28 protein-coding genes are annotated in these 25,552 nt (G+C 66.5%); 8 read left to right on the plus strand and 20 right to left on the minus strand.

The window, feature by feature from the left end; translation table 11 throughout:
• Positions 1 to 53: 53 nt before the first annotated feature.
• The 7 genes from flgF (at position 54) to flgL (ending at position 7,688) form a co-directional block, all read left to right on the plus strand.
• Positions 54 to 794 carry a flagellar basal-body rod protein FlgF gene (flgF, locus tag ACI48D_RS04145; protein ID WP_435569939.1) on the plus strand — a complete coding sequence of 247 codons (741 nt, stop codon included), beginning with the start codon at positions 54 to 56 and terminating at the stop codon, positions 792 to 794.
• Positions 795 to 858: 64 nt separating this feature from the next.
• A complete protein-coding gene (flgG, locus tag ACI48D_RS04150; protein ID WP_435569940.1) occupies positions 859 to 1,641 on the plus strand; it encodes a flagellar basal-body rod protein FlgG in 783 nt (260 codons plus the stop codon).
• Complete coding sequence (locus ACI48D_RS04155; protein ID WP_435569941.1) at positions 1,638 to 2,294, plus strand: flagellar basal body L-ring protein FlgH; 657 nt, start codon at positions 1,638 to 1,640, stop codon at positions 2,292 to 2,294. The genes flgG and ACI48D_RS04155 overlap by 4 nt, the downstream gene beginning before the upstream one ends.
• A 93-nt stretch (positions 2,295 to 2,387) precedes the next feature.
• Complete coding sequence (locus ACI48D_RS04160; RefSeq protein WP_435569942.1) at positions 2,388 to 3,497, plus strand: flagellar basal body P-ring protein FlgI; 1,110 nt, start codon at positions 2,388 to 2,390, stop codon at positions 3,495 to 3,497.
• A 19-nt stretch (positions 3,498 to 3,516) separates the two neighbouring features.
• Positions 3,517 to 4,464 (plus strand): flagellar assembly peptidoglycan hydrolase FlgJ, encoded by a 948-nt coding sequence (gene flgJ, locus ACI48D_RS04165; RefSeq protein ID WP_435569943.1) that lies wholly within the window; start codon positions 3,517 to 3,519, stop codon positions 4,462 to 4,464.
• Positions 4,465 to 4,514: 50 nt separating this feature from the next.
• Positions 4,515 to 6,449, plus strand: a complete 1,935-nt coding sequence (gene flgK, locus ACI48D_RS04170; RefSeq protein ID WP_435569944.1) for a flagellar hook-associated protein FlgK — start codon at positions 4,515 to 4,517, stop codon at positions 6,447 to 6,449.
• 18 nt (positions 6,450 to 6,467) lie between these two features.
• Positions 6,468 to 7,688, plus strand: a complete 1,221-nt coding sequence (gene flgL / locus ACI48D_RS04175; protein ID WP_435569945.1) for a flagellar hook-associated protein FlgL — start codon at positions 6,468 to 6,470, stop codon at positions 7,686 to 7,688.
• Here flgL and fliR read toward each other — a convergent pair.
• The 13 genes from fliR to fliF all read right to left on the minus strand — a co-directional run bounded on the left by fliR (position 7,681) and on the right by fliF (position 19,160).
• Positions 7,681 to 8,496, minus strand: a complete 816-nt coding sequence (gene fliR / locus ACI48D_RS04180; protein ID WP_435569946.1) for a flagellar biosynthetic protein FliR — start codon at positions 8,494 to 8,496, stop codon at positions 7,681 to 7,683. The genes flgL and fliR overlap by 8 nt on opposite strands.
• 10 nt (positions 8,497 to 8,506) lie before the next feature.
• Complete coding sequence (fliQ, locus tag ACI48D_RS04185) at positions 8,507 to 8,776, minus strand: flagellar biosynthesis protein FliQ (protein ID WP_047824186.1); 270 nt, start codon at positions 8,774 to 8,776, stop codon at positions 8,507 to 8,509.
• A 26-nt stretch (positions 8,777 to 8,802) separates the two neighbouring features.
• Entirely contained in the window at positions 8,803 to 9,543 is a 741-nt protein-coding gene (gene fliP, locus ACI48D_RS04190) for a flagellar type III secretion system pore protein FliP (protein ID WP_435569947.1), read from the minus strand.
• Positions 9,544 to 10,353 (minus strand): flagellar biosynthetic protein FliO, encoded by an 810-nt coding sequence (gene fliO / locus ACI48D_RS04195; RefSeq protein WP_435569948.1) that lies wholly within the window; start codon positions 10,351 to 10,353, stop codon positions 9,544 to 9,546. It lies immediately after the preceding gene.
• Positions 10,350 to 10,775: a flagellar motor switch protein FliN gene (fliN, locus tag ACI48D_RS04200; RefSeq protein WP_435569949.1), complete on the minus strand. Its 426-nt coding sequence runs from the start codon at positions 10,773 to 10,775 to the stop codon at positions 10,350 to 10,352. The genes fliO and fliN overlap by 4 nt, the downstream gene beginning before the upstream one ends.
• 27 nt (positions 10,776 to 10,802) lie before the next feature.
• Entirely contained in the window at positions 10,803 to 11,786 is a 984-nt protein-coding gene (fliM, locus tag ACI48D_RS04205; protein WP_435569950.1) for a flagellar motor switch protein FliM, read from the minus strand.
• 17 nt (positions 11,787 to 11,803) lie between these two features.
• A complete protein-coding gene (gene fliL, locus ACI48D_RS04210) occupies positions 11,804 to 12,319 on the minus strand; it encodes a flagellar basal body-associated protein FliL (protein WP_435569951.1) in 516 nt (171 codons plus the stop codon).
• Positions 12,320 to 12,554: 235 nt separating this feature from the next.
• The gene (locus ACI48D_RS04215) at positions 12,555 to 13,877 is read right to left on the minus strand and encodes a flagellar hook-length control protein FliK (RefSeq protein WP_435569952.1); all 1,323 of its coding nucleotides are present in this window, start codon (positions 13,875 to 13,877) and stop codon (positions 12,555 to 12,557) included.
• Positions 13,878 to 13,879: 2 nt separating this feature from the next.
• On the minus strand, positions 13,880 to 14,320 hold the full coding sequence (gene fliJ / locus ACI48D_RS04220) for a flagellar export protein FliJ (protein ID WP_435569953.1): 441 nt from the start codon (positions 14,318 to 14,320) through the stop codon (positions 13,880 to 13,882).
• Positions 14,321 to 14,355: 35 nt separating this feature from the next.
• A complete protein-coding gene (gene fliI / locus ACI48D_RS04225) occupies positions 14,356 to 15,759 on the minus strand; it encodes a flagellar protein export ATPase FliI (protein ID WP_435569954.1) in 1,404 nt (467 codons plus the stop codon).
• A complete protein-coding gene (locus tag ACI48D_RS04230) occupies positions 15,756 to 16,472 on the minus strand; it encodes a flagellar assembly protein FliH (RefSeq protein ID WP_435569955.1) in 717 nt (238 codons plus the stop codon). Before ACI48D_RS04230 ends, fliI begins: the two co-directional genes overlap by 4 nt.
• A complete protein-coding gene (gene fliG, locus ACI48D_RS04235; RefSeq protein WP_435569956.1) occupies positions 16,472 to 17,473 on the minus strand; it encodes a flagellar motor switch protein FliG in 1,002 nt (333 codons plus the stop codon). Before fliG ends, ACI48D_RS04230 begins: the two co-directional genes overlap by 1 nt.
• Position 17,474: 1 nt before the next feature.
• The gene (gene fliF, locus ACI48D_RS04240; protein WP_435569957.1) at positions 17,475 to 19,160 is read right to left on the minus strand and encodes a flagellar basal-body MS-ring/collar protein FliF; all 1,686 of its coding nucleotides are present in this window, start codon (positions 19,158 to 19,160) and stop codon (positions 17,475 to 17,477) included.
• A 169-nt stretch (positions 19,161 to 19,329) separates the two neighbouring features.
• Between fliF and fliE the strand changes: the two genes are divergently transcribed.
• Positions 19,330 to 19,728: a flagellar hook-basal body complex protein FliE gene (gene fliE / locus ACI48D_RS04245; RefSeq protein ID WP_435569958.1), complete on the plus strand. Its 399-nt coding sequence runs from the start codon at positions 19,330 to 19,332 to the stop codon at positions 19,726 to 19,728.
• A gap of 113 nt (positions 19,729 to 19,841) precedes the next feature.
• Here fliE and ACI48D_RS04250 read toward each other — a convergent pair whose 3' ends face one another.
• From ACI48D_RS04250 to ACI48D_RS04280, 7 genes are all read right to left on the minus strand, one after another.
• Positions 19,842 to 20,600 carry a flagellar brake protein gene (locus tag ACI48D_RS04250; RefSeq protein WP_435569959.1) on the minus strand — a complete coding sequence of 253 codons (759 nt, stop codon included), beginning with the start codon at positions 20,598 to 20,600 and terminating at the stop codon, positions 19,842 to 19,844.
• The gene (locus ACI48D_RS04255; protein WP_435569960.1) at positions 20,584 to 20,946 is read right to left on the minus strand and encodes an EscU/YscU/HrcU family type III secretion system export apparatus switch protein; all 363 of its coding nucleotides are present in this window, start codon (positions 20,944 to 20,946) and stop codon (positions 20,584 to 20,586) included. The genes ACI48D_RS04250 and ACI48D_RS04255 overlap by 17 nt, the downstream gene beginning before the upstream one ends.
• Positions 20,930 to 22,054, minus strand: coding sequence for a flagellar hook-length control protein FliK (locus ACI48D_RS04260; RefSeq protein WP_435569961.1), 1,125 nt, complete (start codon positions 22,052 to 22,054; stop codon positions 20,930 to 20,932). The genes ACI48D_RS04255 and ACI48D_RS04260 overlap by 17 nt, the downstream gene beginning before the upstream one ends.
• 8 nt (positions 22,055 to 22,062) lie before the next feature.
• The gene (locus ACI48D_RS04265) at positions 22,063 to 22,389 is read right to left on the minus strand and encodes a flagellar protein FliT (RefSeq protein WP_435569962.1); all 327 of its coding nucleotides are present in this window, start codon (positions 22,387 to 22,389) and stop codon (positions 22,063 to 22,065) included.
• Entirely contained in the window at positions 22,389 to 22,838 is a 450-nt protein-coding gene (gene fliS / locus ACI48D_RS04270; RefSeq protein ID WP_435569963.1) for a flagellar export chaperone FliS, read from the minus strand. The genes ACI48D_RS04265 and fliS overlap by 1 nt, the downstream gene beginning before the upstream one ends.
• A 100-nt stretch (positions 22,839 to 22,938) precedes the next feature.
• Positions 22,939 to 24,435 carry a tetratricopeptide repeat protein gene (locus ACI48D_RS04275; RefSeq protein ID WP_435569964.1) on the minus strand — a complete coding sequence of 499 codons (1,497 nt, stop codon included), beginning with the start codon at positions 24,433 to 24,435 and terminating at the stop codon, positions 22,939 to 22,941.
• Positions 24,432 to 25,552: tetratricopeptide repeat protein (locus ACI48D_RS04280; protein ID WP_435569965.1), on the minus strand; the 1,121-nt coding region annotated here is incomplete at its 5' end. The genes ACI48D_RS04275 and ACI48D_RS04280, both read right to left, overlap by 4 nt.

The raw sequence follows: 25,552 nt of genomic DNA on the forward strand, positions 1-25,552 counted from the left end.
AGCTAAGGGGCAGTTGCCAGAATTCGGGCTCTGACCCCGGTTAGAGGAAAATCATGGATCGCTTGATTTACACGGCAGCCAGCGGCGCCAAGCACATCTTGGAACAGCAGGCGACCACCTCGAACAACCTCGCGAACGTCAGCACCACCGGCTTTCGCGCGCAGTTCGATACCTTCCGCGCGGTGCCGGTCCAGGGCGGGGGGCTGCCCACGCGTACCTTCGTGGTGGACAACACGAGCGGCGCCGATTTCTCCTCCGGGTCGATGCAGGTGACGGGGCGCGACCTCGATGTCGCGATCAAGGGCAAGGGCTGGATCGCGGTCCAGAACCCGGACGGCACCGAGTCGTACACCCGCAACGGTTCGCTGCAGATCAGCCCGAACGGCATCCTGCAGACCTCGAACGGCCTGAGCATTGCCGGCGAAGGCGGCCCTATCACGATCCCGCCCGATGTCACCGTGGCGGTCGGCAGCGACGGCACCATCTCGACGCTCTCGACCACCACCACGCCGGCCGCGCCCACGGTGCTGGGCCGGATCAAGCTGGTGAATCCGAACCAGGCCGACCTGGTGCGCGGCGACGACGGCATGTTCCGCCTGAAGGACGGCAGCAGCGCCCAGGCCGACCCCGCCGTGACGGTGGCCGGCGGCGCCCTCGAGGGCAGCAACGTGTCGGCGGTCGACTCCATGGTGAGCATGATCTCGCTGGCGCGCTCCTTCGAAACCCAAATGAGCCTGCTGAAGAACGCCGAGAATAACGCGACGAAAGCCACCCAGATCCTCGCTTTGACTTGATTGCTTCTGGGACATAATTTCATGGTGGGCGATGGAGTTCCGTCGCCGTCAGGAGAACTCCACCATGATCCGTTCCTTATTCATCGCCAAGACCGGCCTCGAAGCGCAGCAGACCAACCTCGACGTCATCACCAACAACCTCGCGAACGTCAGCACCAACGGCTTCAAGAAGTCGCGTGCGGTGTTCGAGGACCTGCTGTACCAGAACGTGCGCCAGCCCGGCGCCCAGTCCTCGCAACAGACCCAGCTGCCGTCCGGCCTGCAGATCGGCACCGGCGTGCGCGCCGTCGCCACCGAGCGCGTCCACACCCAAGGCAATCCGCAGCAGACCGGCAACGACAAGGACGTGATGGTCAACGGTGCCGGCTACTTCCAGGTGCTGCTGCCGGACGGCAGCCAGGCCTACACCCGTGACGGTTCCTTCCAGACCGACGCCAACGGCCAGCTGGTCACCTCCAGCGGCTACGTGCTGCAGCCGCCGATCACGGTCCCGAACAACGCGCTGTCGCTGACCGTGGGCCGCGACGGCACCGTGTCGGTGACGACCCCGGGCCAGGCCGCCCCGACCCAGATCGGCTCGATCCAGCTGAACACCTTCGTGAACCCGGCCGGCCTGGAATCGCGCGGCGAGAACCTGTACGTCGAGACCGGCGCGTCCGGCACCGCGAACGCCAACACCCCGGGCACCAACGGCGCCGGCGCGCTGATGCAGGGCTATGTCGAAACCTCGAACGTGAACGTGGTGGAGGAGATGGTCAACATGATCACCACCCAGCGCGCGTACGAGATCAACTCGAAGGCGATCACGACTTCCGACCAGATGCTGCAGAAGCTGGCACAGTTATGAAAAACGTTTTGAACGGCCTGGTGCTGATGGCAGCCCTGGCCCTGGCCGGCTGCGCCGCCACCCCGACCTCGATCGTCAAGGGCCCGACCTCGGTGCGCCCGATGATCGCCGATACCGGGGTGCCTTCCGAAGGCGCGATCTACAACGCCAGCACCTTCCGTCCGATGTTCGAGGACCGCCGCGCGCGCCACATCGGCGACATCCTGACCGTCAGCATCGTCGAGAAGACCTCCGCCAACAAGAGTGGCGCCAGCACCGGCAACAAGTCGGGCAGCGCCAGCTTCGGCGTGCCGGGACCGCTTTCCGGCAGGCTGGGCGCGAACATCTCCGCCAGCACCGCCAACAAGTTCGCCGACGGCGACACCCAGACCGCCTCGAACGCCTTCACCGGTACGATCGGCGTGACGGTCTCGGAGGTGCTCCCGAATGGCAACCTGATCGTGGTCGGCGAGAAGCAGGTCGCGATGAACAAGGGGGTCGAATTCATCCGCTTCTCCGGCATGGTCAACCCGGATACGATCCAGCCGGGCAACGTGGTGTCGTCGACCCTGGTGGCCGACGCCCGCGTCGAGTACCGCACCAACAGCCAGATCGACCGCGCCGAATTCACCTCGATGATGTCGCGCTTCTTCCAGTCGCTGCTGCCATTTTAAAAGCTTAATTATTTGGGGTCAGAGCCCGGTTCACGCGGGTGGGCTCTGACCCCAACTGACTGATACGCGGGTGGGCTCTGACCCCGACTGAATATGACTAACTTAAAACTGCTCATCCTGGCCACCGCCCTCCTGGGCCCGATCCTGTCGACCCCGGCCCAGGCCGAGCGCCTGAAGGACATCGCCAGCTTCGGCGGCGTGCGCCAGAACCAGCTGTCCGGCTACGGCATCGTGGTCGGCCTCGACGGCACCGGCGACCAGACCACCCAGACCCCGTTCACCGTGCAGTCGATCATGGCGATGCTGCAGCAGAAGGGCATCAGCCTGCCGCCCGGCACCCAGTTGCAGCTGAAGAACGTGGCGGCCGTGATGGTCACCACCTCGCTGCCGGCCTTCGCCCAGCCGGGCCAGACCATCGACGTGACCGTGTCCTCGATGGGCAATGCGAAAAGCCTGCGCGGCGGCACGCTCCTGATGACGCCGCTGCAGGGCGCCGATGGCCAGGTCTATGCCATGGCCCAGGGTAACGTGCTGGTCGGCGGAGCAGGGGGCTCGGGCGGCGGCGCCTCGGTGCAGGTGAACCAGCTGGCGGTCGGCCGTATCTCGGCCGGCGCCACCGTCGAACGCGCGGTCGCCTCGAACCTCGGCGCCGACAACCAGGTCAGGCTGGAACTGAACACCACCGACTTCGCCACCGCCAGCCGCGTGGTCGAGGCGGTCAACGACAAGTTCGGCCCGGGCATCGCCACCGCGCTGGACGGCCGCGTGATCCGCGTGCGCGTGCCCTCGTCGAGCGACCAGCGGGTGTCCTTCCTGGGCATCCTGGAAAACATGGACGTCAAGCCGGCCGAAGCCGCCGCCAAGGTGATCCTGAATGCGCGCACCGGCTCGGTGGTGATGAACCGCGCCGTGACCCTGGACAGCTGCGCGATCTCGCACGGCAACCTGTCGGTGTCGATCGGCGTTGACACGCAGGTCAGCCAGCCCCCTAGCCGTTCGCGCGGCGCCACCGTCGTCACCCAGAACCCGTCGGTAGCGCTGAAGAAGGACGCCGGCAAGGTCATCCTGCTGAACAGCGGCGCCTCGCTGGCCGACGTCGTCAAGGCGATGAACGCGATCGGCGCGACCCCGCAAGACCTGCTGGCGATCCTGCAGGCCCTGAAGGCCGCCGGCTCGCTGCGCGCCGAACTCGAGATCATCTAAAAGACCACGAAGGCCCACCATGCTCGGCTCGACCTCAGACCTGTCCGGAAAATTCGCGCTCGATACCAACAGCCTCGGCGACCTGAAACAGTCCGCCAAGGCCGGTTCGCCGGAAGCCTTGAAAGGCGCGGCGACGCAATTCGAATCCATGTTCGTCAACATGATGATGAAGAGCATGCGCGACGCCACGCCGCAGGACGGTCCGATGGACAGCCAGGAGACCAGGACCTTCACCACCATGCTCGACCAGCAGATGAGCCAGAAGCTGGCCAAGCGCGGCATCGGCCTGGCCGACGTGCTGGTGCGCCAGCTGACGGCGCAGCAGTCCGGCCAGGCGCTGGCCAAGGAGATGCAGTCAGGCGCCCTGGCAATCGGCTCCACCCCGGGCGCCGGGCAGGGCACCGGCGCGGCCCGTCTGCAGCGCGACGCCGACACCATGTCGACCGACGGCGCGGCCGCCGCCTCGGGCCTCACTGGCAGCGCGCGCAGCACCACCAGCGCCGGCAAGCCGGCCCACGTGCGCGCCTTCCAGGACAAGCTGGCCGACGCCGCCGAGGAAGCCGAGCGCGCCACCGGCGTGCCGGCCAAGTTCATGATGGGCCAGGCGGCACTGGAAACCGGCTGGGGCAAGCGCGTGATCCGCAACCAGGACGGAAGCTCCAGCAACAACCTGTTCGGCATCAAGGCCGGCCCGGGCTGGAAGGGCAAGGTCGCCACGGCCGTGACCACCGAGTACGTGAACGGCAAGCCGCATGCGCGCGTCGAAAAATTCCGCTCCTACGCTTCGCATGCGGATGCGTTCAAGGACTACGCGAAGATGCTGAGCAATAACCCGCGCTACGAAAAAGTGCTGGCGCATGGCGGCGACGCCACCACCTTCGCCCACGGCCTGCAGCGCGCCGGCTACGCCACCGACCCGCAATACGCCGCCAAGCTGTCGCGCATCATCAAGCACTCGCTGGCATAAAGTTTCGGCGCGTCCTGCCGAAAACAAGATACGTATAGGAAGAAGAGCACATGTCCCTCCTCAGCATCGGCAAGTCCGGTTTGTATGCGGCCCAGGCGGCGCTGTCGACGACCGGCCATAACATCACCAACGCCAACGTGGCGGGCTACAGCCGCCAGGCGGTGGTGCAGGAAGCGTCGATCGCGATGGGGGGCAGCAATGGATTCATCGGCACCGGCACCCAGATCGCCCAGGTCAAGCGCTATTCGGACGAGTTCCTGAACGCCCAGGTGCGCACCGCCCAGGCGTCCAGCAGCGGGCTCGATGCCTACCAGGCCCAGGTCACCCAGATCGACAACCTGCTGTCCGACACCACCTCCGGCCTGTCGCCGGCGCTGCAGGATTTCTTCTCGGCGGTGCAGAACCTGACCGGCGACCACGCCGGTCTGCCCTCGCGCGGCGCGCTGCTGAGCTCGGCCGACACCCTGGCCGCGCGCTTCCAGAGCGTGAACGGGCGCCTGGAAGAGATCCGCAAGGGCGTGAACACCCAGATCACCTCCAGTGTCACCCTGGTCAACACCTATGCCTCGCAGATCGCCGGGCTGAACGACCAGATCGGCAAGCTGTCCGCGGGCGACAGCCTGAACCTGCCGAACGACCTGGTGGACAAGCGCGACCAGCTGATCATGGACCTGAACAAGCAGGTCAAGGCCAGCGTCATCCCGGGCGACAACAACATGCTGACGGTCTCGATCGGCAACGGCCAGCCGCTGGTGGTCGGCTCGAGCTCGTTCCAGCTGGCGGCCATGAATTCACCGACCGACCAGACCCGCGTGACGATCGGCTACGTCACCGGCGGCAAGCTGACGCCGCTGCCGGAGAACGCGCTCACCGGCGGCGCCCTCGGCGGCGTACTGGAATTCCGCACCAAGTCGCTCGACCTGGCCCAGAACTCGCTGGGCCGCATTGCGCTGGGCCTGGCCCAGACCTTCAACGACCAGCATCACCTGGGCCTGGACGCGAACGGCAATCCGGGCGGCGACTTCTTCACCGTGGCGCCGGCCGAGGTCACCAAGAACGTCAACAACAACCAGACCACCGACACCACGATTACCGCCACGGTTGCCGACGCCACCAAGCTGACCACCAGCGACTACAAGGTTCAGTACAACGGCTCCAAGTACCAGGTGATCCGACTGTCGGATAACCACCCCTGGGACATCACCACCAATCCGCAGGTGATCGACGGCATGTCCTATTCGATCACGGGTACCAAGGTCGCGGCCGGCGACAACTTCCTGGTGCGCCCGACCATCAACGGCGCCGCCGGCCTGAAGCTGGCGCTGAGCGACGTCTCGCAGGTCGCGGCCGGTGCGCCGATCGCCACCAGCATCCCGCTGACAAACAAGGGCACCGCCAAGATCAGTGAAGGCGTGGTCACCAAGGACTACCTGGCCGGACCGCTCGCCGGCCCGGTGAACATCACCTACACGGGCGGTCAGCTGGGCGGCCTGCCGGCGGGCCAGGCGGTGAAGATGGTGCTTGGCGGCGTGAGCACCGACATCGCCGCCGGCGATCCGGTCCCGTTCAAGGATGGCGCGACCTATACCGTGGCCGGCATGAGCTTCACGCTGACCGGGGCACCGCAGGACGGCGACACCTTTACCATCCAGCGCAACACCGGTCCGGGCGATACCCGCAACGCCGGCCTGCTGGGCGACCTGCAGTCGAAGACCATTCTCGATGGCGGGACCGCGACGTACCAGTCGGCCTACGCGCACATCGTCAGCGCGATCGGCAACAAGACTCGCGAAGTACAGGTCAATGCGGAAGCCAGCGCGGTGCAGCTGGAGCAGGCCCAGGGAGCGGCCAACAACGTGTCGGGCGTGAACCTGGACGAGGAAGCGGCCAATCTACTCAAGTACCAGCAGGCTTACCAGGCCTGCGGCAAGGTGATGCAGGTGGCCGACACCATCTTCAATGCGCTGCTGTCCATCGGCGGTTAACAATAAGCGGAAGAAGCCGTGACATTAAGAATCAGTACCAGTGCCATCTTCGCGATCGGCACCACCAAACTCAACACGCTGCAGGCCCAGATGGCCAAGACGCAGATGCAGCTGTCCAGCAATACACGCGTCCTGACCGCGGCGGACGACCCGATTGCCTCGGCGCGGGCGTTGGAGGTCACGCAGTCGCAGTCGATGAATACCCAGTTCGGCACCAACCGCGCCAATGCCAAGTCGTCCTTGTCGCTGGTGGAGAATGCGCTCGACGATGCCACGGGCCTGCTGCAGGACGTGCAGACGCTGACGGTGCAGGCAGGGAATGGCACGCTGTCCGATTCCGAACGCGGGATGCTGGCGACCGAACTGGAGGCGCGCATGGTCGATCTGCTGGGCGTGGCCAACACGGCCGACGGCACCGGCGCCTACCTGTTCTCGGGCTACCAGACGAACACCAAGCCCTTTGTGCAGACGTCGACCGGCGCCACCTACCAGGGCGACCAGGGCCAGCGCTCGCTGAAGGTGGGATCGACCCGAAATATGGCAATGAGCGAGACCGGCAGCAACATATTCGACAACATCCCAACCGGGAACGGCACTTTCCAAGTCAACGCCCGCGGCACCAACCAGGGCAACGTCGTGAGCACCACGGCCGCAGTGACGGACAGCACGCAGTTGACCGGCCATAACTACACCGTGAAGTTCCAGGTAACGGGGACGCCGGCGGTGACGACCTACACCGTGACCGACGCCGCCACCAACACCGCCAGGGCGGCCGGTACCTACACCGGCGGCCAGCAGATCGACTTCGACGGGATGTCGATCAAGATGGACGGTGCGCCGGCCGATGGCGATGCCCTGGATGTGCAGCCAAGCCCAAAGCAGTCGCTGTTCACGACAATCACGAACCTGGTCGGCGCGCTGCGTGTGCCAACCGGCACCAGTGCCGGCAAGGCCCTCATGAGCAACGGCGTCGCCGCGGCCAGCACCAATTTGTCCCAAGCACTGGATAATATACTCACGGTACGCGCCTCGGTCGGTTCCCGCCTGAAAGAGCTTGATTACCTGGATAGCAGCGGGGATAACCTGAACATTCAATACCAGAGCACCTTGAGCGACATGAAGGATCTGGACATGACCAAGGCAATCTCGCTGTTCACCCAGCAGCAGCAGACCCTGCAGGCCGCACAGATGTCGTTCAAGACGATGTCGGGGCTGTCGCTGTTTAACTACATCACCTGATTCCCGGCGCGATCGCCGCCGGCCGCTCGCCGCCGGTACGCGGAATCCGGCGGCTCGCCTCGATCCCCTGGTTGAACAGGTTCTGCAGCGGCGTGCCGAGGTAGGGCAGCGTCAGGCTGATCACCAGGAAGCCGGCGCCCAGCGTGATCGGGAAGCCGATGCCGAACAGGTTCAGCTGCGGCGCGGCGCGAGTCAGGATCGCCAGCGCGACGTTGGTGATCAGCATGGCGGCGATGATCGGCATGCCGATCTGCAGGCCGGCGGAGAAGATGCGGCCGCCCCAGCGCACCATCTCGAGCGGCGCCCCGAGCGACATCGGGGTGGCGGAGATCGGCAGGGTGAAGAAGCTCTCGACCAGCGCCTGCACCAGCACCAGGTGGGCGTTCATGGCGAGGAAGGCCATGGTCGCGATCAGCGCCAGGAACTGGCTGATCGCCGACGAGCGGCCGGCCGAGGTCGGGTCGAAGAAGGTGGCGAAACCGAAGCCCATGGTGGTGCTGGCGATTTCGCCGGCAAACTCGATGGCGGCGAACACCAGGCGCATTGCGAAGCCCATCGATACGCCGATCAGCATTTCCTGGCCCAGGATCAGGATGCCGGCCCAGGAGGTCGGGTCGACCGCCGGGATGCTGGTGATGGTCGGCGCGACGATCGCCGACAGCAGCACGCCGAGGCTCAGCTTGACCAGCATCGGCACGCCGGTATTGCCGAACACCGGCGCGGCCGCCACCAGGCCGAGGATGCGCGTCAGGGGCCACAGCAGGCCCCCGATCCAGGCATACAGCTCGGTCGTGGTGAAGCTGATCATCTGAACGAGATCAACCGATCAATCCCGGGATCCCGGTGAACACGCTGCGCATGTAGTCCGTCATCACGGTCAGCATCCACGGACCGGCCAGCACCAGGGCGACGAACACGCCGACCAGCTTGGGGATGAAGGACAGGGTCTGCTCGTTGATCTGGGTGGCGGCCTGGAAGATGCTGACCACCAGGCCGATGATCAGGGCCACCAGCAGCAGCGGGGCGGACACCATCAGGGTGACTTCCATGGCCGTGCGGCCCATTGCGATGACGCTTTCCGGAGTCATGCTCGTATCCTCAATTGAAGCTCTGGCTAATTAAAACTTTGAGACAAGGAGCCCAGCAGCAGTTGCCAGCCGTCGACCAGCACGAACAGCATCAGCTTGAACGGCAGCGAGATCACCGCCGGCGACATCATCATCATACCCATCGACATCAGCACCGAGGCGACCACCATGTCGATGATGAGGAAGGGGATGAAGATCGCAAAGCCGATCTGGAACGCGGTCTTCAGCTCGCTCGTGATGAAGGAGGGGATCAGGACCCGCAGCGGCACGTCTTCAGGCCCCTGCAGCGCCGGCGTGCGCGAGATCTTCACGAACAGCGCCAGGTCCGACTGGCGGGTCTGCTTCAGCATGAAGGCCTTCAGCGGCGCGGCGCCCTTGTCCATCGCCTCGCCCATCTGGATCCGGTTTTCCTGCAGCGGCACGTAGGCCTCGGTGTAGATGCGATCGAAGGTAGGACCCATCACGAACAGGGTCAGGAACAGGGCCAGTCCGACCATCACCTGGTTCGGCGGCGCGGTCTGGGTGCCGAGCGCCTGGCGCAGCAGCGACAGCACGATGATGATGCGGGTGAAGCTGGTCATCATCAGGAGCGCCGCCGGGATGAAGGTCAGCGCCGTCATCAGGAGCAGGGTCTGGACCGGCAGCGAATAGGCAGTGCCGCCGCCCGGTGCGGGGCTGGTGGTGAAGGCGGGGATGGCGGGTGCCGCGGCCGCTGCCAGCGGCAAGGCGATCAGGCCCGCCGCCAGCAGGAGAGTTTGTTTACGCATTTACTTACGTTTGTCGATGGTCTGCTTCAGCCAGTCGGCGAAGCTGTTCGCGGGTGGGGCCGCATTGGCTCCATGCGGCGCCAGCGTCGCATGCTCCATGCCTTCCTGTTTCGGCATGGTGGCCAGCGCATTGATGCGGCCGGGCGAGGCGCCCACCACGATCCACTGGTTGCCGACTTCGACCACCAGCACGCGCTCGCGCCCGCCGAGGTTGAGGGCGCCGACCACGCGCAGGTTGGCGTTGCCGCCGCCGGCCTTCGGGCCGTAGCGCTTCAGGAACCAGGCGAGGGCGCCGAGCACGCCCAGCACCACGATCAGGGCCAGCAGGGTCTGCAGCAGGCTGCCGGTGGCCGAGCCCGAAGGCATCGTGACCGGGCCGGCGGCGGGCGCGGGACGGTTGGCGGCGCCGCCGCCGACCGTGGTCTCCGGCGCGGCCGGGCTGGCCGGATTAATGACGGGAGCGTCAGCTGCCGGAGCCGGCACGGTGGACGGTTGGGCGGCCGGGACGGTGGATGGTTGGGCGGCCGGCGTGGCGGCCGGCGGCGTATTCGCAGCGGCCGGGACGCCAGCGCCTGCAGCGGCAGGAGTGCCGGCGGACCGGCGCGGCTGGGCGGCCGGCGTGGCGCTCTGCGCCTGCGGCTGCGAAGCCGGAGCCGCGGCGGCCTGCGCAGCTGCCGCAGGTGCAGCCGCAGGCGCAGCGGCCGCACCGCCCGCCTGCACATCCTGGCCGGCCGGCACCGGCTGCGCCGCGCAGGCGGCCAGCGGCAAGGTGAGGGCGAGGATGCTCAGGAGGCGCGCGGTCGTCGTCATTTATTCAGTTTGCGGATACGCTCGGATGGCGTGATGATGTCGGTGAGGCGAATGCCGAACTTGTCGTTCACGACCACCACCTCGCCCTGGGCGATCAGGCAGCCGTTCACGAGCACGTCCATCGGCTCGCCGGCCAGGCCGTCCAGCTCCACCACCGATCCCTGCGCGAGCTGCAGCAGGTTCTTGATGGCGATCTTGGTGCGTCCCAGCTCCACCGTCAACTGTACCGGGATATCGAGGATGAAGTCGATATCGTTGGGCGTGTCCGGGCGCGGGCCCTTGTTCGAAAAGTCCTTGAACACGGCGGCGCTGGCCGCCTGCTGCTGGCTGGCGAGCGCAGCGGCTTCCGCGGCTGCCTGCTCGGCGATCGCGGCGCCCCAATCGTCGTCGAGGCTGCTTTGGTCGTCTTGGGTGTCGGACATGAAGGTTCTCCGGAATTCGTCGTCGTATTACTTGTTGAAGGTTTCGCTGTTGGCCAGCAGTTTTTCGACCTTCAGCGCGTACTGGCCGCTGAAGACGCCATAACTGCAGTCCATGACCGGCACGCCGTCCACGGTCGCCTGGATCGTTTCCGGGACCGAGATCGGGATCACGTCGCCGACCTTCATGTTCAGGATTTCGTCGAAGTTCGCCTTGCCGTGGCCCAGCACGGCCACCAGCTCCACCTCGGCCACCTGGATCTGCTGCGTCAGCAGGCGGATCCAGCGTTTGTCCACTTCCAGGGCCTCGCCCTGGATGCTGGACGTCAGCGCGTCGCGGATCGGTTCGATCATCGAATAGGGCATGCAGAAGTGGATCTGGCCCGACACCGAGCCGAGCTCAATGGTGAAGGTGGACGATACCACGACTTCGTTCGGGGTGGCGATGTTCGCAAATTGGGTGTTCATCTCCGAACGGATGTACTCGAACTCGATCGGGTAGACCGGCTCCCACGACTTGGTGTAGGCCTCGAACACGACGTCGAGGATGCGCATGATGATGCGCTGCTCGGTCTGGGTAAAGTCGCGGCCTTCCACACGGGTGTGGAAACGGCCGTCGCCGCCGAACAGGTTGTCGACCAGCAGGAACACCAGACCCGGATCGAACACCATCAGCGCGGTGCCGCGCAAGGGCTTCATGTGGATCAGGTTCAGGTTGGTCGGCACCACCAGGTTGCGGATGAATTCGCTGTACTTCGAGACGCGCACCGATCCCACCGAGACCTCGGCGCTGCGGCGCAGGAAGTTGAACAGGCCAACCCGCAGATACCTGGCGAAACGCTCGTTGATGATCTCGAGCGTCGGCATGCGGCCGCGGACGATCCGCTCCTGCGTTGCCAGGTTATAGGTGCGGACTCCCGAGGTGTCTTCAGGAGCGGCGACATCGTCCTGATCGCCGTTGACCCCCTTGAGGAGGGCATCGACTTCTTCCTGGGAGAGAAAATTATCGGCCATGCTGCTTTACCGGATACTCATTGGATAATGAAAGAGGTGAACAGGACATCCGAGACCTCCTGTTCCTCGCCGTGCTCGCTGAACGGCTGCTTGACCACGGCCAGGATTTCCCCGGCCAACTGCTGCTTGCCCTCGACCGTGTTGATCTCGGAAGCCTTTTTGCCCGACAGCAGCAGCAGCACGCGGCTGCGCACCTTGGCCATATTGGTCTTGATCAGTTCGACCTGCTCGGTGCCGCCGACCTGCAGCGAGAACGCGACCTGCAGGTACTGGTCGCCGTTCTCCGGCTGCAGGTTCACGGTGAAGGGTTCGATCGCAAGGTATTCCGGCGGCGCTTCCTTTTTCTTCTTGCTGCTGCCGTGGTCCTTCTTGGCCGGCCCGGACGCTTCCGCGCCGCCGCTGCCGTGCATGAAGTACCAGCCCGCGCCGCCGCCCAGGCCGAGCACGAGCACGGCCGCGCCGATCATCATGAACAACTTGTTCTTGCCGCCTGCCGCCGGCGCCGCTGCCTCCGCTTTCGGATCAGCTTTCATTTTTGGATTCGCTTTCAAGATACCTCGGTGCTGCTGTGGATCGTCCCGTCATTATGTCATTATCGGGAAAAAGTGAGCAGGAGCAATTGTTGAAAAGAGGGGAGAACGGGGGCTATCTCGTTGTTTCTTGAGGCGTTTGTTGCAGGGTGGGCATCCTATGCCCACGCGGATGGTCGTATGACGCTAACCTTACGCGTGGGCACGGGGTGCCTACGCCGGCCGCGCCCACCCTACCTTATGCAAACGTGTCGACCATGCCGCGGTCGCCCAGGATCGCGGTGCGCGTCTGCGGTCGGGCCGCCACTTCATCGACCCCGCCGCCGCTGCCGCCACGACCGCGGTTGCCGTTGCCGGATCCGCCACCGTTGCGGGCCGCCTGCTCCTGGCCTTGGCGGCCGTCCGGCATGCCGGCGTTGACGGTGGCGTTGCCCAGCGCGATGCCGCTTTCGCTCATCATCTCGCGCAGGCGCGGCAGGGCATTCTCGAGGGCCTGGCGCACTTCTTCCTGGTTCGCCGAGAACGTCACGCTGGCCTGGTCATTGCTCACCGAGAGCACTACCTGCAGCGGACCGAGGTCCGGCGGGTTCAGCGTCAGCGAGGCGGTCTGCTCTTCGCTGCCGGCCATGTAGACGATCTTCTGGCCGACCTGGTTTTCCCAGGCGTCGGTCCCGACCCGCGCGCTCAGGCCCTCGGCGGCGCCGGCCGCCGCCTGCACGGCTTCCATCACGGCCGGCTGGGCCTGGGCCAGTGCGGCGGCGACCGGTTCGTGCACGGCGCGGGTCATCTCGGCCTCGCGCGCCTGCTGCAGGCTCAGCGCCGCGGTATCGAGTTGTACTTCGGCCTGGCCCTTGCCGGCAGTCGCAGTCAGTGCCGCGCGCAGGTCGGCGCCCAGCCTGGCGCCGGCGTCGGTGCCGGCTGCGGCCTTGTCATCCGTGACGAGGGCGGCACCGGCGGCAGCCAGGGCCGGGTTGCTCAGGGCCGCCGTGTCCGAGAAGGCCTTGCCGGCGGTGGTGGCGATGCCGGCGCCGTCCTTCGACACCGACTTCATTGCCGCTTGCAGGGCCGCCAGCTGGGCGGCATCGCCGCGCTTGCCCTTGCCGGTGGCCCCGCCCAGGGCGTCGTAGGCCTGGGCCGTGGCGGCGCCTTTGGCGTCCTTGGCCGGCTGCTGCAGGCTCGCCATCAGGGCCAGCATGGCGCTGGCCGGATCGCCGGCCTGGCCCGCATGCGCATCGGCGCTGCCGTCCTCGCTATCGCTCTCCTTGGCCTGGTCGGCCTTGTCGGCATCCTTGGCGTCGGCCGGCCGGTCCGCTGCTTGCGGTTTGGCGGCCTGCTGCGGCGCCTTCGCATCGTCGGGCTGGGTCGGCCTGGCGGCGGCCTGCGGCTTCGGCGCTTGCGTCTTCGGGGCGGGCGCCGGTGCCGGGGCGGGCTGGCGCAGATCGAGTTCGTTCGACAGCATGGCGCCGAATTGCGCAGCGTCGCTGCTGGCGGACCCGCCATTGCGCTGGACCTGTGACGGGCTGTTCGTGTTCAGCTGGATCGGGAGGGAGGTGGTCTGCATCGTCATCTCGTTCGGCTCGCGGACCGGGCCGCGAAATCGTCCATCATTTTTTGGTCGCGTTTGGTCTCGACCGCCAGCGCCTGGGCTGCGGCGCGCTCGTTCAGGGTGCGGTAGGAGAGACGTTTGCGCTCGCTCTCCTGCAGGGCCTTGCGTTCCGTGTCGGCCTTGTACTGCGCATGCTTGATCACTTCCTTCTGGCCGTTGATCGCGTTGTCCAGCTTGCCCAGGAAGGCCACGAAGTTCGCGTAGGCGAAGGGCGTGATCCCGTTCATCTGGGCCTGGTCGAGGCGGTCCGCATAATCCTGGCGGTAGCCCAGCAGCATCTGCAGCTTCTGTTCGGCTTCCTCGAGCGCCTTCAGCGCAGCGCCCAGGCGGCGGGCGCGGTCGTCGGACTCGCGCTGGGCGAGGCCGATCAGGGTGTCGAGTGCGGATGGGTTGGCCATAATGATCGAGTATATCGGCCGGACGCTTCATCCAATCAGCCGAACAGAGAGGTCAATTCCCCCAAACTCTGCAGCATGTCGGCGTTGTCGTGGATTTCCTGGCACAGGAAGGCTTCGATGCGCTCGTGCAGGGCGATCGCCTTGTCCAGCACCGGGTCGGTGCCGGCCACGTAGGCACCCACGCTGATCAGGTCGCGCGCGCGTTCGTAGCGCGAGTACAGCTGCTTGAGCGTGCGCGCCGCCTGCTGGTGCTCGCGCGAGGTGATGCCGTGCATCGCACGCGAGATCGACTGCTCGATGTCGATCGCCGGATAGTGGCCCGCTTCGGCAAGCTTGCGGTTCAGGACGATGTGGCCGTCGAGGATGCCGCGCGCGGCGTCGGCGATCGGGTCCTGCTGGTCGTCGCCCTCGGACAGCACGGTGTAGAAGGCAGTGATCGAACCGCCGCCTTCCTGGCCGTTGCCGGCGCGTTCGACCAGCACCGGCAGCTTCGCGAACACCGAGGGCGGATAACCCTTGGTCGCGGGCGGCTCGCCGATCGCCAGGGCGATCTCGCGCTGCGCCATCGCGTAGCGGGTCAGCGAGTCCATGATCAAGAGGACGTTCTTGCCCTGGTCGCGGAAGTGCTCGGCGATCGCGGTGGCGTAGGACGCGCCCTGCAGGCGCACCAGGGGAGGGGAGTCGGCCGGGGCGGCGACCACGGCGCTCCTGGCCAGGCCGTCCTCGCCCAGGATCTGCTCGATGAATTCCTTCACCTCGCGTCCGCGCTCGCCGATCAGGCCGACCACGATCACGTCGGCCGTGGTGTAGCGCGCGATCATCCCGAGCAGCACCGACTTGCCGACGCCGGTGCCGGCGAACAGGCCGAGACGCTGGCCGCGGCCCACCGTCAGCATCGCATTGATGGCGCGCACGCCCACGTCCAGCGTTTCCGAGATCGGCGCGCGCTCCAGCGGATTGATCGGACGGGCGTTCAGCGGCCCCATTTCGGTGGTGGCGAGCGGGCCCTTGCCGTCCAGCGGGCGGCCGGCGCCGTCGACCACGCGGCCCAGCAGGCCCCAGCCGACCGGCAGGTGGCGTGCGCGGTCCATCGGGCGGCGGCGCGGGTGATCCACGCTGCCTGGCTTCGGCACGCTCGGTTCGACCGGGAACACGCGCGAGCCGGGCACCACGCCTTCGACGTCGCTCTGCGGCATCAGGAACAGGCGCTCGCCCTCGAAGCCGACCACTTCGGCCTCGATGCGCGCGCCCGATGCGACCGGGATGGTGCAGGCGCTGCCCACCGCCAGCTTCAGGCCGACGCATTCCATCACCAGCCCGGCCACGCGCGTGACGCGGCCCGAGACCTGCATCGGCTCGACGAAATCGAGCACGTTGCCGCAGTCCTTCAGGTAGGACTTCCAGCGCGCCGTGTGACGGTCGAGCGTGGCGTCGCTCATCCGAGCCACTCGACGTCGCGTCCCAGCGCATGCGCCAAGCGCTGCCAGCGCGAGGCGATCTGGGCGTCGATCTGGTTGCTGGCGGTGTCGATGCGGCAGCCGCCGCGCGCCAAGCCGCCATCTTCGACGATGCGCCAGCCGGTCTTTTCGAGCTCGTGGCCGATGCTGCCGCGCACGATCAGGGCGTCTTCCGGATGCAGGGCCAGGAGGGCCGGTTGCTGCAGGGTCGGCAGGTAGTCGACCGCTTCGCGCACCACCGGCAGGATCAGCTCGGGGCGCACCTCGAAGGCGGTGCGCACCATGTTCTTCGCCAGGTGCAGGGCCAGTTCCAGCACGTCGGCGGCGATGGCTTCGTCGGCCCGGGTGACGGCGTCGCCGAAGGCGGCGGCGATGCCTTGCAGGTGCGCCAGTTCGGCCGCGGCGTCAAGCCGGCCCATGGCCATGCCGTCCTCATGGCCGCTGGCCTGGCCGGCCTCGAAGCCTTCGGCATAGCCCTGCTGGCGCGCGGCTTCGCGGATCTCTTCCAGCTCTGCCTCGCTGATCATCGGCGCGGGCGGCGGTTCGGCCGGGCGCCGTGCCGCCGCTTCGGCCTGGGCGACCATGGCAGCGGCTTCGGCCGCGCGCCGTTCGGCCACTTTGCTTTCGCGCTCGTCGCCGAAGGAGGTCATTTCCCAGCGCTTGAACATGGGTTGGAAGTCTTTCGAGTTCACCATTAGACGAACGAGTCCTCACCTTTGCCGCCCAGGACGATCTGGCCTTCGTCGGCCAGGCGGCGGACGATCTGCAGGATCTGCTTCTGCTGGGATTCCACTTCCGACAGGCGCACCGGCCCCTTCGATTCGAGGTCTTCGCGCATCATCTCGGCGGCACGCTGCGACATGTTCTTGAAGACCTTATCGCGCAAGTCCTGCGAAGCGCCTTTCAGCGCGATGATCAACATCTCGGACTGCACTTCGCGCAGCAGCAGCTGGATGCCGCGGTCGTCGATGTCGATGATGTTATCGAACACGAACATCTCGTCCATGATCTTCTGCGCCATGTCGTTGTCGTAGTTCTTGATGTTCTCCATGACCGAGCTTTCCTGGTCGCCGCTCATGAAGTTCAGGATCTCGGCGGCGGCGCGCACGCCGCCCAGCGAGGACTTCTTGATGTTCTCGTTGCCCGACAGGAGCTTGGTCAGCACGTCGTTCAGCTCGCGCAAGGCGGCCGGCTGCACGCCGTCCAGCGTGGCGATGCGCAGCACCACGTCGTTGCGCAGGCGGTCCGTGAAGTGGGCCAGCACCTCGCAGGCCTGGTCGCGCTCGAGGTGGACCAGGATGGTGGCGATGATCTGCGGGTGTTCGTTGCGGATCAATTCCGCGACCGACTGCGAGTCCATCCACTTCAGGCTCTCGATGCCGGAGGCGTCCTTGCCGCCCAGGATGCGGTTCAGGAGCACCGCGGCCTTGTCGTCGCCCAGCGCCTTGGTCAGCACCTGGCGGATGTACTCGTCCGAATCCAGGCCCACGGTCGACTGCAGGTCGACGCGCTCGCGGAAGTCGTTCAGCACGCTCAGCACCTCGTCGTGCTGTACCGCCTTCATCTGCGCCATCGCCGCGCCCAGCTTCAGCACTTCGCGCGGGCCGAGGAACTTCATCACCTCGGCCGCTTCGGATTCGCCCAGGGCCAGCATCAGGATCGCTGCCTTGCTGATGTCTTTGTCTTTATCGCTCATGTCAGTCGGCACCCAGCCATTCCTTGATCACATTCGCCACGATGCGCGGGTCGTTCTGCGCAAGGGTCTTGGCCATCTCCAGGTTGCTCTTGTAGACGATGACCTGTTTCTGTTCTTCCGCCTCGCGGGCGATCCGCGCCAGTTGTTCGTGGTCGGGTTCCGGTTCGGGCTGCGGCACTTCCGGTTCCGGCTCCGGCGGCATCTCGACCGCCTGGTCGAACTTCTTCATCACGGGTTTCAGCAGCGGGCGCAGGATGCGGTACCAGAGGAACAGCAGCACCATCGCGATGAACACCCATTTCGCGACGTCCTTCGCCAGCGGCAGGTTGTTCGGGTCCTTCCACCAGTCCAGGACGACGTCGGCCGGCTTGTCGATGCCGTCGAACGGAGCGTTGGCCACGTTCAGGGTGTCGCCGCGCGCCTGGTTGTAGCCCATCGCCTGCTTCACCAGCTCGTTGATCTGCGCGACTTCGGCGGCGGCGAGCGGCTTGATCGCGACCTTGCCGGTCTTCGGATCGACGCTGCGGCGGTAGTTGACCACCACGCCCACGGTCAGGCGCTTGATGCCGCCCATCGGCTTCTGCTCGAAGCGCAGGGTCTTGTCGACTTCGTAGTTGGTGGTCGCGTTCTTACTGGTCGGGGCGCTCGTGGCGGACTGCTGGCCGGCCGGCGCGGCGCCTTCGATCGGCGCGGTGGCCACGCCCGGCGGCTGGTTCGACAGCGCGCCCGGGATGCCCGATGGGTTCTGGGTGCCGGGACCGCTCGACTCCGAGGTCTGCTGGCTGCGGATCGCCTGGGGCTCCGGCGGCGAATTCGGCTTGTACATCTCGGCGGCGGTGTCGACCTGGGCGAAGTCCACTTCGGCGGTCGCCTCGGCGCGCACGTTGTTCTGGCCGACGATCGGGGCGATGATCGATTCGACCTGCTTGACGATGTTCTGCTGCAGGGCCTCGACGTACTTCAGCTGGTTCGGGTCGAGCTGCTTGCCGTTGCGGGCGCTGGTGTCGGAGAGGAGGGTGCCGTTCTGGTCGACCACGGTCACGTTGGCCGGGGTCAGTTCCGGCACCGAGGACGCCACCAGGTGCACGATGGCGCTGACCTGGGCCTGGTCGAGGGCGCGGCCGGGCTGCAGGTTGAGCAGCACCGAGGCGGTCGGCTTCTGCTGCTCGCGCACGAACACGGACGCTTTCGGCATCGCCAGGTGCACGCGCGCCGAGGCGACCGCGGACACGGCCTGGATCGAATTCGCCAGCTCGCCTTCCAGCGAGCGCTGGTAGTTGACCTGCTCGACGAACTGCGAGGTGCCCAGCTTCTGGTTCTCGAGCAGTTCGAAGCCGACGTTGCCGGCGCGCGGCAGGCCCTGGGCGGCCAGTTTCAGGCGCACGTTGTGGACCTGCTCGGCCGGGATCAGGATCGCGGTGCCGCCGTCGGAAAACTTGTACTTGACCCCCATCTGGTCGAGCGAGGCGGTGATCGCACCGCCGTCGCGGTCGCTGAAGTTCGAGAACAGGACCTTGTAATCGGGCGCCGAGCTCCACAGCCAGATCGCGGCGATCACGGCCAGCGCGGCAGCGATCGCGCCACCGATGACGACGCGCTTGCCCATCGGGGTTTCCCAATACTTCGGCTTGGGTTCGGCGTGGGCGCCGAGGTCATCCTCGAGGAGTGGTTCCGCTGCTGTTGCCATGGTGGGTGGTCGGGGTATGGGGTCTAGGGTAGTTGAACGCCATTATGAAGCCGTAGGGCAACATTCAAACCCCCGAAAAGGGGGATGTTTACGGTGCTGATCGAGGCCAACCCTTGCCGTGGCGCTGATATTCTGACAGCCTGAATCAACCTGTTCTCGAGAGGCGGACATGAATATCGGCGGAATCGACAGCAGCCGCATCGAAGCGATGATGGCGCAACTGAAGGCGGCGGCCAGCAAGCCGGCCATGCCCTCGGCCGCCTCCGCCTTGAACGCCGGCGGCATCGGCGGGGTCGGCGGCCTGGGCAAGGCCGGCGCTGCGGAAAGTGCGGAGTCCTCGTCCAAGGTCAGCTTTTCGGACGCCCTGAAAGCCCAGTTGCAAAACGTCAGCAATGCCCAGAACCAGGCCGACGACATGGGCAAGCGCTTCGCCGCCGGCGACGACTCGGTGAGCCTGTCCGACACCATGATCGCGATGCAGAAGGCCAGCATTACCTTCCAGGCGACCCTGCAGGTGCGCAACAAACTGGTGTCGGCGTATCACGACATCATGAACATGCAAGTGTAATCGGCTTACCCTTTAAACCAAATCAAACCGGGGTCAGACTCCCGATTTTGGCAATTGCCCGTAGGCCGTTTCCAAAAATCGGAGTCTGACCCCGGTTTGATTTAGGACATGCCTTAAACCAGCCCGGCCAGGCGGGCGTTGCGCTCGCGCTCGAGCTTGGTGATGTAGCGCTGCACGGCGGCCAGGTTGCCGCGCGAGATGTCGACGAACTGGCAGCCGAGGCGGCGGTTGGTCTTGTTGTTCAGCAGCGTCATGTCCAGCGAGTTGCGGATCTGCAGCGAGGTCATGACCGGGCCGATCTCCGGCAGCTCCAGGCGGCAGCCGACGTAGGTCTCGCCGATGGTCGTGCCGAGCACCTGTTTGTTGTCGAGGATGGCGATGCCGCCGCAGCTGATGTCGGCCAGCGGGAAGGCTTCCAGCTTGCCGCCCAGTTCGGCGGGCATGGGAATGGTCACGCGCACCGGATTGCTGACCGGGGTCGCCATCCGGTAGAACTCGCGCCGCTGCAGGCGGATCAGGCTGGCGGGGAGCTCGGCGCGCAGCGCGGTGCCGCCGTCGTAGCTGATCTCGCTCAGGCCTTTGGCGCCGAACAGGATGCGGATCTTGTCGAGCGAGGTCTCGCAGCGGACCGTGCCGGCTGCCACGATGCGCTGGATCTGGTCGCGGCTGACCGGACGGTCGAGGATCATGGTATTACTGTCCGGATCGACGTCGAGGATCGAGGTGACGCAAACGTCGGCCTCGCCCCTGATCAGGACACGGACCAGCTGGTTCTTTTCGGAGATCTGGCGCAACAGCGCCACGATTTCCCTGCGAGACTCGACTTCGTAGTCGTGCCAGGCTTCTAGTTCGGCATCAGTGATTGCTTGCATCTGTTCCAACCGGTGATTCTTCTGGTTGCAGGAGTCGCGTCGCGTCCGGAGGCGGGGATAAGACCTGACCGGTAGTTTGCGCTGACTCAATATAATAAAGCCATGCTAACAGTTCGGCAATGGCGCGATACAGGGCGGGTGGAATCTGCCGGTCGAGATCGACCTGCATCAGCAGCGCCACCAGCTCCTTCGATTCGTGCACGAACACGCCGGCGCCGCGTGCGCGTTCGATGATCTGCTCGGCCATCAGGCCCTGGCCCTTGGCTACGACCTTCGGCGCCGGGTCGCCGGCGCCATATGCCAGCGCCACCGCGTGCTGGCGGCGAGGCTTATTGTCCTGTGCCATCGCTGCCAATCGCGGCGTGGATCGCCAGCGTGCTCAGGGGCGTGCCGGCGGCGTCCAGCGCATCGGCCAGGCGGCCGCTGCCGGCTTCCAGCAGCGCGCGTGCGGCTTCGGGCGCGTCCAGGCGGATGTGCAATTGGCCGCCGGACAGCACGAGCTTCGCCGCCACTTCGCCCAACCGGCCGAAGCGCAGCCGCAAGCTGCTCTGCCAGCCGGCCTGGGCGCCATCGCTGCCATCGCCCTCATTGCCGCCGCCGTCTTCGCCCTGCGGCGCATCGCGTTCGATCTCCCAGCGCAGTTCCTGGCCCGGCCACAGCTGTCCCTGCCAGGCGACGCGCGCCTGTTCGTGGGCGTTGAGCTGCAGGTTGATCAGCTGGGCGGTGGCCGGGTCCGACGGCGGCGCCATGCCGCGCGCCTGCGGCTCGGCCGCCAGTTCTGCCTGCGGGCGCGCCCCCTGCGCCCATTCGGCCACGTGGGACTCGTAGAACAAGCCGCTTTTCGCGAGCCCATCCTGCAGTGCGGCCGCCACCACCTCGCCATCCGTTGCCGGTGCGGCCAGCAGGGGCGTGCGGCCAAGGGCGGCGGTCGCCGGAGTGCCGTTTTTCTGGGCTGTGGCGAGCACCTCGCCGAGCAGCCTGCCGGCCGGACTGAACGAAGCAAGCGCGCCATCGGCGCCGGTGCCGGCGCCTGGCAGCGGCGTCCCGGCCTCGCCGGCGTACAGCGCGACATTGCGGACCAGTGCGGCGGGCGGATCCGGACGATGGGCGAATTTAGCGGACGCCAGCCCCGCTTCGGCGAGCACGAGACTTCCCTGATCCGTCCGCAGTTGGAAGGTGGGACGTGGCGCCAGCGCCACCAGGGTCAGCGGCAACTGGCTGCCGACCTGGGCGCCGGCCGGCAGCGACATGCGTGCGGCAAGGTCGTTCACACGCACGATGAAGCTGCCGTCGTCCAGTCGTGCCAGCACCTGGCCCTGCACCGACTTGCCGAGCAGGCTCGCGAGGGACGGTTGGCTGGCCAGTTGGCGGGGGTGGGCGATCGCCTCGATGTTCGCCACCGGCTCGGCCTGGCCGACCGGGTACACGCCTCCAGGACCGATACGCGGCGTCATCGTTCCTCCTAGACGTCCCCGTAGGCGTTGGCCAGTCTTCGCCGGGTGGTCGTGTTGTTGATCATCGCCGACAGCTGTGCCAACCACGGCGTGGTCAGGTCACGAATGTGACGGTCGGCATCAAGGATCTTCTTGATCAGCTCCATTTTGCGCTGGCGTCCTTCCGGACCGAGTGCAACGTCGCCTCCTTCGCGCAGCCGCGTCACGTGGGCCGTGCATGATTGTTCGAGCTCGACCAGGCTGTCCCACTGGGCGTTCCTGGCCGCACTCAGCATGTCGCCGGTGATGCGTTCGAGTGTCTCGTAGGTCGACAGGATTTCGTCGCGGGTCATCATCAGGCACTCGCCAGGACCCGGGCTGCATTCGATGCGGCAGTCGCTGGCGCTGGCGCCGGCGTCTTGCCAATCGAGGCCCAGGCGTCGCGCAGGTCAGCCAGCAGGGTATGCACTTCGTCGAGCATGTCGACCGAGTTCTTCAGGTTGGCCTGCAGCAGGCGCTCCGTCATGTACATGTAGAGACTGTCCAGGCTGTTGGCGATCTCGCCGCCGGCCTTCTTGTCGAGGCTGGCGCGCAGGCCGTCGTTGACGATCTCGATGGCGCGCGAAATCGACGTCCCTTTTTCCTGAATCTTTCCAGCCTTCATGTGAAGTCGTGCGGAGTGGATCGCGGCGAGGGCGCCGTCGAACAGCAGGACGATCAACTCATGGGGCGACGCGGCGACCACCGAGGTTTCCAATCCAACCTTGGCGTAAGCTTGCACGCCGCGTTGCGTCATTCCAAACATCTTGAACCTCCGTGTGAAACTTTTCGAATTGAACGGACTGTAATGTACCTAGTTATCGGCCGGATTTATCCGAACTTAAGAGCAATGAATCCGTGCCAGTTCACGGCTTCGCCGAGCTTGCCATTGCGTCAAGGCCGGTGCGTACGCGCGCGAGCACCGCAGCCCAGGTCTCGCCGGGCTGCTGGCGGACGAGGCGGGCCGACGGATACCACGGACTGTCGGCGCGCTCGAGCAGCCAGCGCCAGTCGGCGTTGGCCGGCAACAGGATCCAGGCCGGCTTGCCGAGCGCGCCGGCGAGGTGGGCAATGCTGGTATCGACCGTGAGCACGAGATCCACCGCCGCGCACAGCGCAGCCGTGTCGCTGAAGTCGGCAAGGCGCTGCCCATACTCGCGCACCGTGCTGGCAGCCAGCAAGGGCACATCCTCGGGACGATGCCGGTCCTGCAGCGAGACGAACTCGCAGGCCGGGCTCAGGACGCTGGCGAAGACCGCAAAATCGATGCTGCGTCGATCGTCGTCCTTGTGCGCCTGGCTGCCGCGCCATGCCACGCCGACGCGCAGCTTGCTCCTCGGGCCGAGCAAGGCGTCCCACGCCGCGGCCTTGCCGGCGTCGGCGCGCAGGTAGCCCGCAGGCGCGGGAACAGTGGCCAGCGTGCTGTCGAAGGCCAGCGGCAGTGACATCAAGGGACAGTGATAATCGAAGAGCGGCAGCGCCGCGCCGCGCGCCACTACCTTGGCCGGTCCGGCCAGCGTGCGCATCAGTCCCAGCAGCGTGGGTGGTACCTCGAGGATGACCCGGGCGCCGCGCGCGGCCACCATGTCCACGTAGCGGCAGAACTGCAGTGTGTCGCCGAGGCCCTGTTCGGCATGCAGGAGGATGGTCTTCCCCGCCAGGTCTTCCCGGCCCAGCCACAGCGGCTGCGGAAACTCGCGGCGCTGCCGCGATACCGACAGAGTCGCAACCTGCCAGCGCCATTCGTAGCCGCGCCAGCCTTCCGCGAAGCGTCCGTGCTGCAGATGCAGGAGGCCCCGGTTCCAGTGCGCTTCGGCGTTGCCAGGCTGGTGCTGCAGCGCCATGCCATAGCTTTGCAGCGCCTCGTCGTGGCGCCGCAGTTCCTGCAACACGGCGGCGCGGTTGTTCCATGCCTGCGCATCGTCCGCCTGCAGCGCGAGCGCGCGGTCGTAGCAGGCCAGCGCGGCGTCGAAGCGGCGCAGCGCCTGCAAGGTATTGCCGCAGTTGTACCAGGCGTCCACATTGGCCTGGTCCAGATCCAGCGCGTGTGCGTAGCTCTCCAGCGCCGCTTCGTGGCGACCGGTCGCCTTCAATACATTGCCCAGGTTGCTGTGCAGCGCCGACACGCTGCCGTCCACCTCGATGGCGGCGTGCAGGAACTGTTCGGCGCTGGCGTAATCGCCCGCTTGGTAGGCGAGAATGCCGATATGGTGCAGCACGTCGAGGTAGCCGGGCTGCAGCTGCAGTGCCTGTTCGTAGGCGGCCAGCGCCTGCTCCAGCAAACCCTGGCGATGCCATTCCAGCCCCTGCGCGAACAGGGACTCGGCCTGCGGCGCGATCGGCACATTCACCAGCGCGCTCATCGCCCAGCGCCCGCGAGCGCATCCAGGTCGGCGCGCACGCGCGCCAGGACGGCGCTCCAGTCCTCGCCCAGTTGCTGGCGGTACAGGCGCGCGCTCGGATACCACGGGCTGTCGCTGCGCTCGAGCAGCCAGCGCCAGTCCGAGGCTTCCGGCAGCAGGATCCAGACCGGCTTGCCGAGGGCGCCGGCCAGGTGGGCAATGCTGGTGTCGACCGCGACGATGACGTCCATCGCGGCGCACAGGGCCGCGGTGTCGGTGAAGTCCTGCAGTTGGGGGCTGACATCGCGCACCGTGCTGGCCGCCAGCAGCGCTACGTCGGAGGCGCGATATTCTTTCTGCAGCGAGACGAACTCGCAGGCCGGCGTGAGCACGTCGGCAAGCTTGTCGAAAGCGATACTGCGGTTGTGGTCGTTCTTGTGCACCGGATTGCCGCTCCAGGCCAGGCCCACGCGCGGGCCGCGGGCCGGGCCCAGCTGGGCGTCCCATTGCGCGGTCCGTTCGTGGTCGGCCTCAAGATAAGACGCCTCGCGGGGGATGCCGGCGAGTTCGGTGCCGAAAGCCAGCGGCAGGCTCATCATCGGACAGTGATAATCGAAGGCCGGCAGCGGCTCGCCCCGGGCCAGCACGCGGTTCGCCAGTCCGGCCATCAGGCACACCAGCGGCGGCTGCACTTCCAGGATCACGATGGCGCCGCGCGCCGCCAGCAGCCTGGCATAGCGGGCCATCTGGATCGTGTCGCCCAATCCCTGCTCGGGCCATAGAAGGATGGTGCTGCCCGCCGGGGCGTGCTGGCCCAGCCACAGAGGCTGGTCGAAGCGGCGCCGTTCGCGGCCCAGCATCAGCTGGTCGACCTTCCAGCGCCACTCGTGGCCCTGCCAGCCTTGCGCCAGGCGTCCGCACAGCAGGTGCAGCAAACCGAGGTTCCAGTGCGCGGCGGCGAGTTCGGGTTCGAGCTCGACGGCGCGCTCGAGGTCGGCCTGCGCGGCCTCGAGGTGCCCCAGGTCCTTGAGCAGCTTGGCGCGGTTGACGAAGGCATCGGCGTAGTCCGGGCGGCAGGCCAGCGCGCGTTCGAAGCTTTCCAGCGCGGCCTCGCTGCGGTGGTGGCGCGCCAGCACGT

The organism is Massilia sp. LXY-6 (assembly GCF_051233485.1).
Classification (GTDB): Bacteria; Pseudomonadota; Gammaproteobacteria; order Burkholderiales; family Burkholderiaceae_D; genus Telluria.